Origin of the sequence: Oscillatoria sp. HE19RPO, assembly GCF_024220515.1 — a bacterium.
Taxonomy (GTDB): Bacteria; Cyanobacteriota; Cyanobacteriia; order Cyanobacteriales; family Laspinemataceae; genus Laspinema.
The window spans coordinates 1-9,443 of record NZ_JAMXOT010000462.1 but is presented as its reverse complement, the minus strand read 5'-3'; the positions used below and the strand labels follow the sequence as shown (position 1 = coordinate 9,443).

General features: G+C 44.3%; 13 protein-coding genes. 10 read left to right on the top strand and 3 right to left on the bottom strand.

The features are described 5' to 3' along the window. The first annotated feature begins 429 nt into the window (after nucleotides 1–429). The 9 genes from NG833_RS29575 (at nucleotide 430) to NG833_RS29540 (ending at nucleotide 5,753) form a co-directional block, all read left to right on the top strand. On the top strand, nucleotides 430–1,005 hold the full coding sequence (locus NG833_RS29575) for a Uma2 family endonuclease (RefSeq protein WP_254568845.1): 576 nt from the start codon (nucleotides 430–432) through the stop codon (nucleotides 1,003–1,005). Between the two features lie 53 nt (nucleotides 1,006–1,058). Continuing rightward, the gene (locus NG833_RS29570) at nucleotides 1,059–1,298 is read left to right on the top strand and encodes a type II toxin-antitoxin system HicB family antitoxin (protein ID WP_254568844.1); all 240 of its coding nucleotides are present in this window, start codon (nucleotides 1,059–1,061) and stop codon (nucleotides 1,296–1,298) included. A 160-nt stretch (nucleotides 1,299–1,458) separates the two neighbouring features. Then, entirely contained in the window at nucleotides 1,459–1,683 is a 225-nt protein-coding gene (locus NG833_RS29565; protein WP_254568843.1) for a hypothetical protein, read from the top strand. Continuing rightward, nucleotides 1,674–2,072 carry a type II toxin-antitoxin system VapC family toxin gene (locus NG833_RS29560; RefSeq protein ID WP_254568842.1) on the top strand — a complete coding sequence of 133 codons (399 nt, stop codon included), beginning with the start codon at nucleotides 1,674–1,676 and terminating at the stop codon, nucleotides 2,070–2,072. Before NG833_RS29565 ends, NG833_RS29560 begins: the two co-directional genes overlap by 10 nt. An 8-nt stretch (nucleotides 2,073–2,080) precedes the next feature. Then, nucleotides 2,081–2,209, top strand: a complete 129-nt coding sequence (locus tag NG833_RS30720; protein ID WP_256556216.1) for a hypothetical protein — start codon at nucleotides 2,081–2,083, stop codon at nucleotides 2,207–2,209. Between the two features lie 46 nt (nucleotides 2,210–2,255). After that, nucleotides 2,256–2,591 (top strand): DUF2442 domain-containing protein, encoded by a 336-nt coding sequence (locus NG833_RS29555; RefSeq protein WP_254568841.1) that lies wholly within the window; start codon nucleotides 2,256–2,258, stop codon nucleotides 2,589–2,591. Between the two features lie 209 nt (nucleotides 2,592–2,800). Then, on the top strand, nucleotides 2,801–2,959 hold the full coding sequence (locus NG833_RS31145; RefSeq protein WP_375293984.1) for a hypothetical protein: 159 nt from the start codon (nucleotides 2,801–2,803) through the stop codon (nucleotides 2,957–2,959). Between the two features lie 434 nt (nucleotides 2,960–3,393). Beyond that, nucleotides 3,394–4,761 (top strand): hypothetical protein, encoded by a 1,368-nt coding sequence (locus tag NG833_RS29545; RefSeq protein ID WP_254568840.1) that lies wholly within the window; start codon nucleotides 3,394–3,396, stop codon nucleotides 4,759–4,761. Nucleotides 4,762–4,985: 224 nt separating this feature from the next. Further along, nucleotides 4,986–5,753 carry a hypothetical protein gene (locus NG833_RS29540; protein ID WP_254568839.1) on the top strand — a complete coding sequence of 256 codons (768 nt, stop codon included), beginning with the start codon at nucleotides 4,986–4,988 and terminating at the stop codon, nucleotides 5,751–5,753. Nucleotides 5,754–5,864: 111 nt separating this feature from the next. On the opposite strand, the gene NG833_RS29535 is transcribed toward NG833_RS29540, so the two are convergent. The 3 genes from NG833_RS29535 to NG833_RS29525 all read right to left on the bottom strand — a co-directional run bounded on the left by NG833_RS29535 (nucleotide 5,865) and on the right by NG833_RS29525 (nucleotide 7,859). Further along, nucleotides 5,865–6,527 carry a nucleoside triphosphate pyrophosphatase gene (locus NG833_RS29535; protein ID WP_254568838.1) on the bottom strand — a complete coding sequence of 221 codons (663 nt, stop codon included), beginning with the start codon at nucleotides 6,525–6,527 and terminating at the stop codon, nucleotides 5,865–5,867. 111 nt (nucleotides 6,528–6,638) lie between these two features. Next, nucleotides 6,639–7,181: a photosystem II reaction center PsbP gene (psbP, locus tag NG833_RS29530; protein WP_254568837.1), complete on the bottom strand. Its 543-nt coding sequence runs from the start codon at nucleotides 7,179–7,181 to the stop codon at nucleotides 6,639–6,641. Between the two features lie 336 nt (nucleotides 7,182–7,517). Next, the gene (locus NG833_RS29525) at nucleotides 7,518–7,859 is read right to left on the bottom strand and encodes a hypothetical protein (RefSeq protein ID WP_254568836.1); all 342 of its coding nucleotides are present in this window, start codon (nucleotides 7,857–7,859) and stop codon (nucleotides 7,518–7,520) included. A 261-nt stretch (nucleotides 7,860–8,120) separates the two neighbouring features. Between NG833_RS29525 and NG833_RS29520 the strand changes: the two genes are divergently transcribed. Then, nucleotides 8,121–9,293, top strand: coding sequence for a 5-(carboxyamino)imidazole ribonucleotide synthase (locus NG833_RS29520; RefSeq protein ID WP_254568835.1), 1,173 nt, complete (start codon nucleotides 8,121–8,123; stop codon nucleotides 9,291–9,293). The last annotated feature ends 150 nt before the right edge of the window (nucleotides 9,294–9,443 follow it).

Here is a 9,443-nt window from a genome sequence, read left to right as displayed (position 1 = left end):
CGCCCCTGGGGCGCAAGCATTGCGCCCCTACATTGATCGCGCTACTCCGTTGATCTACGAACGAACGTTTTGGAGATTTTATTTTTTGGAGTTCCCTTACCGTCTGCATTAACTTTAGGGTCGGTATCTCTACCCATCACTGGACTGAAACGCTGCAACAACAGGACGTTCAGAAATTTAAGGAAATATCCAGAATGTTAGGACGCTTGTTCAGGTTATTGTAATAACCATGAGTCCAGCCACCTTGCCGACCTCATCACTGATTCGGGCATTGCGTCAGCCCCTTAACCTCTGTGGTGATTTGATGTCCGGCTTATTTTAGCGAGTAGGTGCAGGATTTGAGGCCGATCGCCTAGATTTAGGTTTTAAAAAAGTCGAAAGTGCCAAACTAGAAGTAACGATTCGGGAACATTTCAGGAGGTTGAGGCTATGACGATCGCCGCTGAACTTCGCTCTCTGAGCGTTCGGGATTATCACCGCATGGTAGAAGTAGGAATTTTGGCTGCTTCCGAGCGGGTGGAATTGATTGAGGGGCAACTTTACACAATGGCAGCTCATAGGACGGCGCATAGTGCGGCAGTTACCCGAATCGATCGGGCTTTGTCGCAACGGTTGAGGGGGCGGGCGTTGCTACGGTTTCAAGACCCGGTGCAGTTGAGTGATTTTTCTGAACCTGAGCCGGATATTGCGATCGCCCACATTGACCCCTTGGACTATGAAGATCATCACCCCACACCCACAGAAATCTTTTGGTTAATAGAGGTCGCCGATAGCACCCTGCGGCGAGACCGCGATCTAAAGGTTCCAGTGTATGGCCGCTCTAGCATTCAAGAGTATTGGATTTTGGATGTGCAGGAACGATGCCTGTATGTGTTTCGAGAACCAGAGCAAGACGGCTATCGCTCGGAACAAAAGCTATCCGAGCAAGATGCGATCGCGCCGCTTGCGTTTCCTGATTGCATCATTTTAGTAGGAGAGTTTTTGCGATCGGCGACTCAAGAATAAACAGGCTGACTCTTGATGAAGCCCTCAAAAATATGCGATCGGTGCTGGAACTAATGAGATGTTTACCTCAATCACAACTTAAGTATCGGGTTAATATTGTTTGGTCTGAAGTAGATGGAGCTTATCTGGTAGAATTGCCGGAATTTGCTACAGAAATTCAGCGCTATTTTACCGATGGAGAGACCTACGAGGAAGCCCTCAAAAATGCTCAAGAGGTTCTGGAACTGCTGATTGAAAGTTATGGAGCAGAGAATAGACCTTTACCCCAACCCCAAATTTTAGAGGTAGTATGAGAAAATGAACCATCAATTCTGTAGTTAATTTTCATGGCCGCAATGATGAAACTTTTAGATGTGGTGGCCTTGACAGAAAATTTACGTGATTCTAAGGAGATTACCGCATCAAAATTTCTGATATTTTTAGTTATTACAACCCTTAAAACTGGGGGGATTTATGTTAATCGAAAAAATTATCCAAGAATTACAAGATATTCCAGAAGAGAAACTTGCAGAAATTTATGACCTGATTCACTACTTCCGTTTAGGTTTAAATCAAGAAAAAACTGCAACTCTGACGGTTAACGAAGCGGAAGCGCGCACCCCGGGTTTACTCACGGGAAAACTCTCAGACGCTTTTTTTGAACCTTTACCAGAAGAAGAATTGCAGCGATGGGAATAAGCTATCTCCTCGATACTCATATCCTACTTTGGTGGCTTTTTAATGACCCCAAACTTAACGAAGAGTGCCGAGAAATCATTCGTAACCCCAACTATCACATTCTGGTTAGCAGCGCCTCTGCTTGGGAAATTGCCACGAAATACCGCATCGGCAAACTCCCGGAAGCGAAACCCTTGGTTGATAATTATCAGGGCATTTTACAGCAAGCAAAGTTCATCGAACTCACCATCACTGCCGCTCACGCATTGAGGGCCGGAAGTCTACCCATTTCCCATCGAGATCCATTTGACCGAATGCTCATGGCTCAGGCAGAATTGGAAAATTTACCGATTCTGACTTACGACACTGCTTTTCACACGGGTTTGATTCAGGTTATTCCTTCCCCCTAATCACAATTATGAACGAAGCTCAGACCCGTGCCGAACTGATTGATCCAGCCTTCAAAGCCTCCGGTTGGGGGGTTTTCCCGGACAGCCGAATTCGTCGGGAGGTCATCACGCCCGGTCAATTGCTCACTGGGAACTAGCCAGACAAAATCCAGAACTTCATAAAATTGACCCCTTAGAATAATCATGTTTAAAGATATAATTCAGGCCAAACCGTTAGAAGGATATCAACTTTATCTGAAATTTGAAGATGAGGTTCATGGGGCAATAAACCTCACAGAAATCATTGAATTTACTGGCATATTTGCACCCCTTAGAAATCCAGATTATTTTGCTACAGTTACCGTTAATCCAGACTTGGGTACTATCGGTTGGGACAATGGGGCAGATATCGATCCGGTGGTTTTATATGCGAAAGTTTGTCAGGTCAACCTAGATGAGTATTTTGAAGCAAAAAATCACCCACATGGCTCAGAGTATTACAAGCCGAGTCTGTGGAGAAAGCCTTCACCGGCGAACTGACCACCGACATCCCAAAGATTACTGAGGAGGCTGCTTGAAGTCAATCCCTAGACTAAACTTAAAATAGATTGAAATAGCTCCCCATTCAACAACTCCATCACACACCATGAAAGCAATTGAAACCACAGCCACCATTAACGAGAATGGAGAACTCACCCTCGATCGCTCTGTTGGAAGTGACCAAGCCTCAGCGAGTCCGCGTCATCGTCTTGATGATTGAAGAAGGCGAGGAAGACCCGGATGAGACCCCTACGGAAATCGCCATAGAAGGTATTCGGCAGGGCTTACGGGAAGCCTTGACAGGACAGATTATGCCCTTTTCACAAATGTGGGAGGGCATTGATGCAGAGCTATCACCAAAGTTTTAGAGGCGATCGCCTCGAAGAAATCACGCCCCCAAACGGTCACCCTTTGCCGCTTCACCCCAGCCCCATCATAAAAGCTGGAGTGCCTATTCTGACCCTCCTACTGCAATCCCTGGACAATCTCAGGGAGGCCGCTTGTCCGGGTTGCATTGGACTGAATGGACTGAAACGCTGGAAGAACAGGACGTTCAGAAATTTAAGGAAATCTCCAGAATGTTAGCTCGCTTGTTCAGGTTATTGTAATAACAATGAGTCCAGCCACCTTTCAGACCTAATAACTGATTCGGGGATTGCGTAAGCCCCCTAACCTCTCTCTGGAGAACTTGGCCCCTGGCTTGAAAGAGTGGTTCCAGACCGTCAATGCCGAGGCGATAGTGGATAAACTGACTATAACGGTCTGTGGTTCCACGTCAACCAGGCATTTTTCACCCTGACGAATGCTTGGGATAGCCTCCAGAAAGCGCTTAGGGGAACATCAGCAAATTGCTGTCAAGGCGATCAATGCCCGGGGTAATGAATTGTTGGTTGTTAAAAGTTGGTCTTGGTTTTTAAATTTTGGGAAACACATCATGGATCAAGAAAATAAAATTCAAGAACCCATTTTTGATGTCGATAGTATAGAGGAAGTTGATTCATCTCCGGCAGCATATCGAATTAATCAACAGAATCGATGGAATAGGCGTCTTCAATCTGTAGATCGATTTACTAGATATTGTTTTATATACGATCCCTTAGTTAATTTAAAAAGTGGGCGGGCAAAAACATTTATTTTAAATCCTAACATTGCAACCCATTTTTTTGAAGATAGTGATGACGAATATGAGCGAAGAACTGTTTTAAAAAATGTTGTCAACATACCCAGCCTTAGCAGGTTAAAAGCACAATATATGGAAGCTCGAAACTACAGTAACAATAAATATTTGGAAAAAGCCCAGCAGGAGATCACATATTATAGTTGTCTTGCACCGTGTCGAATTGTCAATCCACAAGAAATAACTGCAAAATATTTAAGCGATTACGCTGTTAGCCACAATTCTTCAACAAGTATGGGGAGTGAAGACAAACAAAATACTGAAAATGGTAGCGAGGACGAATCGGAGCAGCGAAAGATAAGAAGAAAAAAAATTATTAACCAAAGAATTGCTGATAAATTTGAAACCAGCGAAATTTTATATTACAAAGAATATATTTGTTGCGAATATGAGGGAGGAAAAGGATGGATGATACTGTCTCGAAGTTGGCCTTTAAATTTTTATGATTTTACTACAAAAATAATAGGAGTGGGCGAAACTATCTTAGAAGCAGATTTAAATTTCCAAACTAAAAGAGCGAATCGTTTTTTAGAAAATATGGAGTTAACTCACAATATTTTAGATTCAAATGTTCCAGCCAGCATACAGGAGATGAAGGAGATTTGCAAAATTTATGATAAAAACATCAAACTTGATAGTTTTAAACATGAGTCTAGTGGATCTTTTCAATCTAAAAAAACTGGATTCAAGTTATCGTGTCACTCTGAAGAATATAAATTTACGGTTAGTATTTCTCCTTCTTCCATTAAGTGGACTGTAGAAACATATATTAAATCCAGTGTTAAAATTCCGATAGAAGGAACAGGAAAAACCTTAAAAGAAGCATTTGAAAAAGTAACAAAAGAATACAACAAAATATCATCTAATCCGGAGTTACTCAGAAAAGAAATTAACTTTATTAATGAGCAAATAGACAAATTACCAAGGCAAAAAAGTTATGACGATTACCAAGGGCTGATTGATGAATTTGGAACTGATATTTTCACAGATTAAAGTTCAATAAATTAGCTGTTGTTAAAATCACCTAAGAAGTTGGCGAACTGACTCAAAATTCACCCCAACGGCAGCGAGTTCATGAATGTAAGGAGTAGCAAGAATGGAAACTTAGAATCTGCTCAGACCGATAGGCGATCGCATCACCCTAAAATCTTGTAGACAATTTTGCTAATTTTTCTAGCTCAGAAAAAACTTCAGAAATTTAGTAGTGGAGAATCCAAATGAGTATCAAACTAAAAACCCAAGAATCTATTGAAAAAAAATTAGCCAGTTTAATTCTTCAAGGAAAGCAACTCAGTAAAAATTTTTTTAAAAAAGAATATGAAGAAAATTACGCAAGTTTATTAGGGGATGTTTATTATGATTCACAAGACATTTCAGAGATGGCAACGCCTGATCATTATACTGATTTGCTTTATAACCTATTAAAATGGCAAAAACAGTGTTTGCACTTACTGAGTAAACTGCCATTAGAAAATACAGTATATTTTAATGTCTTAGAATTATTACAAGGTAAAAAAGATAAAAAAGGCAGACAAATTTATTTAACCGGAATTGAGATCCAAGAAATCACTGTTAATTTAGAAGCAATACAAGAGGATTTAAAAGATGGTATCTTTGAAAACATATTTTTAGCGATAGAAGTGCAATCTGTCCTGAATCATATAGCGCAAGCTCAAGAATTGTTTGATGAAGACCAGTATATTTTAGCTGGATTAATTACTTTATGTTCATTAGAAAGTTTATTAACTGAACTTTGTCGAGAAAGTCTCAAAGATGGAACTATGCCCCAAGGATTACAAAATAAAAATAATGTCCTCAAAGGGAAAGGAGTTATTACTAAAGGAACCCACAAAATTATTACAAAGTTAGTAGAAATCAGAAATTCTATTGCTCATGGAGATTCTAAATTAGTATCTAAAGACCAAGTGAAAGAAGTCATTATAGAAGTTAAATCTATTGTTCGTAGTCAAATGCCTAATGATTAATTAAAACTGTTTACGATCGCCTCCCAATAACAGTCAATCCCCACACTTATCCCCTGTAGAGGCGCTTCGCGAAGCGCCTCTACAGAGTGTAAACTCCCTGCGGTTGCTGGATTACAAAGACCGATGAATTGAATCCGGCCAGAAGTCGGTGACATCATAGCCCAATTCTTCCAGAAGACTCCGTAATAAGGGTAAACTCAAGCCAATGACATTGGTATGGCATCCCTCCAATTTTTCTACGAAGAGTCCGCCTCGGCCATCGATCGCAAAGCAACCGGCACAGCGCAGGGGTTCTTCTGTTGCCACATAGTTTTCGATTTGCCGATCGCTGATATTGGCAAAGTACACCCGGGTCATTTGGCAGCGCACTACATGGCGATCGCTGTTTAAATCGAACAAGGCATGACCTGTATAAAGTTCACCCACACCCCCCCGCATTTTTTGCCATCGTTGGACTGCTTCTGCTGGGGTTTCTGGTTTGCCATAGATTTCCCCATCCACTTGCAAGACTGAATCGCACCCCAAGACGACCACCCGGGAGGGGTTGTCGGGTTTTTCTGGGGTCACGGTGCGATCGCCTGGATTCCTAAACTTAGCCAACACTGCCTCTGCCTTACATTGCGCCAGGGTATTCACTAGAGTTACCGGATCCGTTGATGTCACCGTTGATTCATCAAAGTCACTCCGACAGACGATCGGTTCGATTCCCGCACTTTGCAACAGGTGCAAACGCGCCGGAGAAATTGAAGCTAATACAAATGCAGGAATGCCCATAACCTTATTTTTGCTTATTAGTAGAAGACTTAAACCCCTTCCCCCCTCCCCTCCTATAGAAAAGAATTGGGGGGAGGGAGGTCCATCTTCAGCGTGATGATGTTTACGGATTTAGTAAACCGAGAAACTATCAACCACGGTTTGAAACTGCTCTTTCATTTTTTCGGCGCGCGCTTCCGAGGTGGAGACATTTAACGTAAAAAGTTTCCCGCGACTAATCGCAACGCTGGCAAAATTATGTCGCTCTTGGGTGGGAAGTTTTACTGCATATTCTAACAGATAGTAAGTCTTGGTTCCCTTTTCTCTCTGTTCGGCATTAATTAATTCCGCTTCGCGCCCGGAACCCGGGGGTGCGATCGCATTTTTAGAGAGTTTATACCCCACCTCACTCGGCGTCCCCAATTCGGTTAAGGTTTTCCCATCCTTCACCGGAGAGACCACCACGCTCACATTTTCCCGGGTTTCTATCAAATCGTGATAGACCACATCCGGACCATTATTCACCTTCACCGGCACCCATCCATTCGGATAGAGGAATTCGTATCCATCGGTACTATCAATATGGCTTTTGAGTCCACTGGCGGCTGAAACCGTACAACTGCTGAGGACCAGACTAACTATGACCACCATAATGGTGGCAATTCGTTTGAGCATGATTGCAATCTCCTTCGTTGATGACCGGGATTGCACCAGCACCAATGGCTGAAGCGCCCCCTTACGCTTGCGCGTGCTCTTATTTTCCCATTGCCGGGGGCAATTTTATCTGAGAGGGAGTTTATTTTTTCCTCAAAGCGAGCAAGATGTTAGTGCTTACGCCCTGGCTGCGCCAACGCACTCCAAAAACGGATCTCATCACATTGGGAAACGCTATAAAAGGACTTCCGCATATTTGAAAACCGACCCTAAATGTAGAGGCGATTCGCGAATCGCCTCTACATTTAGGCTTAAACCTGACTATTTTGCCACAGCAAACCTCTGATGCAGCAGTCTTTAAGGAATTCCTGGAAACGAGTCAACCCATTTAATTTTGAGGTCTGGAAACGAGTCAACGACCTGAACTTTAAAATCCGGGAACGACTCAACTACCTGCCACTTGCCACAAGCATCGGGAAATGAATTAACCATTTTTACCCGGAGGTCAGGAAAGGAGGCAACGATTTGAATCTTCAAGTCTGGAAAACTCTCGACAATTTCCACTTTGCCATACAAGGAAATGTCATTGTAGGTACAGTTCGCATCGACCTTGTTTTCAGACCGGGCCGGGGTTACCCAGAGGATGAGTCCGAGGGTAAAAAGGCTGCCGAATATCCACAAAAACCAACGTTTGAGCATTTGGCGATAAAATTAATCGGGGTAAGGGTTTAGGATTCAATAGACCTCTTGCAAAATACCAGTTTGATCCGCCTTTTTCCCCGTGAGATCCCCCTCCCGTCCCCCTTAAGAAGGGGGAGGCCAGAGGAACAGACATCTTGCAAAATTCTCTGAAGCCCCCCTTCTTAAGGGGGGTTGGGGGGATCAATCCGTTTGTTTGCCAGATGTCTAATTTTTCTGAAACACTAGAAATAAACAGAAACAGAACAACTGCACTTGACAATGAGCCAGATCGATCGCACTGAAAAAATAAACCGGGTTGGAGTAATAGGCGGGGGTCAATTGGCCTGGATGATGGCGGATGCGGCGGAGGCACTTGGGATCGAACTGGTGGTTCAGACCCCCAAAAATAGCGATCCCGCAGCGGCCCGAGCTTCTGAGGTGATTTTAGCACCGATTGATGATGCCCAGGCTACGGCGCAACTGGCTGAACGCTGCGATGTGATTACGTTTGAAAATGAGTTTGTGGATTTAACTGCGTTAGCACAGTTGGAACGACAAGGGGTCTGTTTCCGCCCGAAATTGTCGGTTTTAGTGCCAATTTTGGATAAATATGAACAGCGGTGTTATTTACGATCGCTGGGGTTGCCGGTGCCTAAATTTATGGCCTTTGATGGTACAGAACTGCCGCCTACCCCGGACCTGCCATCGGAAAAAGTGGTGATGAAGGCGCGGCGTCATGGCTATGATGGTCAGGGAACGGCCATTTGTGGCGATCGCCAAACTCTCCTCGCCACCTGGGAACGCTGGGGTCGCCCGGGGGTACTCCTGGAAGAATTTATCCCCTTTGAGCGAGAATTAGCGGTGATGGCAGCGCGAAATCAGGCCGGTGAGGTGGTGATTTATCCGGTGGTGGAAACCCAGCAGGAAGCGCAAGTTTGCCGTCGGGCGATCGCCCCTGGGGATGTGACTCCGGAGGTGAATGCTCATGTTGAGGCGATCGCGCATCGTCTATTATCCGCCCTAGATGTCGTCGGCATCTTCGGCATCGAACTATTTTTAACCCCCCAGGGCCAGGTCCTAGTGAATGAAATTGCCCCCCGGACGCACAACAGCGGACACTTAACTATCAATGCCTGCAATACCTCGCAGTTTGAAATGCATCTGAGGGCAGTTTGTGATTTACCCTTGCCCGACCCCGCCCTCAACTGTGCGGGGGCCGTCATGGTGAATTTGCTGGGATATGAGGAGTCTGAGGACGACTATAGCGCCAAACAGCAGCAACTCCGGGCAGTTCCCGGGGCGCATCTGTATTGGTATGGCAAGACTCAATCTCGTCCTGGGCGAAAAATGGGTCATGTAACGGCGATCGTTCAGGGGGTATCCGGAAAAGCCTTACAGCAGCAGTGTCAGGAACTCGCCCACCAGATTGAATCCATCTGGTATCCAGAGTAGCAACAACCGACGGGGGTTAAAAATAGAGCTTAATCGCAACAACCGACAGGGATTAAAACCCTAGCCCTGTCAAGGTGGTAAATTTAATGAAAATCGTTATTTCTTGTAGGGGCGCAATGCTTGCGCCCAAAAGAGGGCGCAAGCATTGCG

What these genes read in the sequence shown, in the direction of transcription:
- NG833_RS29535 (WP_254568838.1), bottom strand. Translation starts at nt 6,527, where the DNA reads ATGGGCATTCCTGCATTTGTATTAGCTTCAATTTCTCCGGCGCGTTTG.
- NG833_RS29540 (WP_254568839.1), top strand. Translation starts at nt 4,986, where the DNA reads ATGAGTATCAAACTAAAAACCCAAGAATCTATTGAAAAAAAATTAGCC.
- NG833_RS29565 (WP_254568843.1), top strand. Translation starts at nt 1,459, where the DNA reads ATGTTAATCGAAAAAATTATCCAAGAATTACAAGATATTCCAGAAGAG.
- NG833_RS29560 (WP_254568842.1), top strand. Translation starts at nt 1,674, where the DNA reads ATGGGAATAAGCTATCTCCTCGATACTCATATCCTACTTTGGTGGCTT.
- NG833_RS29525 (WP_254568836.1), bottom strand. Translation starts at nt 7,859, where the DNA reads ATGCTCAAACGTTGGTTTTTGTGGATATTCGGCAGCCTTTTTACCCTC.
- NG833_RS29570 (WP_254568844.1), top strand. Translation starts at nt 1,059, where the DNA reads ATGAGATGTTTACCTCAATCACAACTTAAGTATCGGGTTAATATTGTT.
- NG833_RS29575 (WP_254568845.1), top strand. Translation starts at nt 430, where the DNA reads ATGACGATCGCCGCTGAACTTCGCTCTCTGAGCGTTCGGGATTATCAC.
- NG833_RS29520 (WP_254568835.1), top strand. Translation starts at nt 8,121, where the DNA reads ATGAGCCAGATCGATCGCACTGAAAAAATAAACCGGGTTGGAGTAATA.
- NG833_RS29555 (WP_254568841.1), top strand. Translation starts at nt 2,256, where the DNA reads ATGTTTAAAGATATAATTCAGGCCAAACCGTTAGAAGGATATCAACTT.
- psbP (WP_254568837.1), bottom strand. Translation starts at nt 7,181, where the DNA reads ATGCTCAAACGAATTGCCACCATTATGGTGGTCATAGTTAGTCTGGTC.
- NG833_RS29545 (WP_254568840.1), top strand. Translation starts at nt 3,394, where the DNA reads ATGCTTGGGATAGCCTCCAGAAAGCGCTTAGGGGAACATCAGCAAATT.
- NG833_RS30720 (WP_256556216.1), top strand. Translation starts at nt 2,081, where the DNA reads ATGAACGAAGCTCAGACCCGTGCCGAACTGATTGATCCAGCCTTCAAA.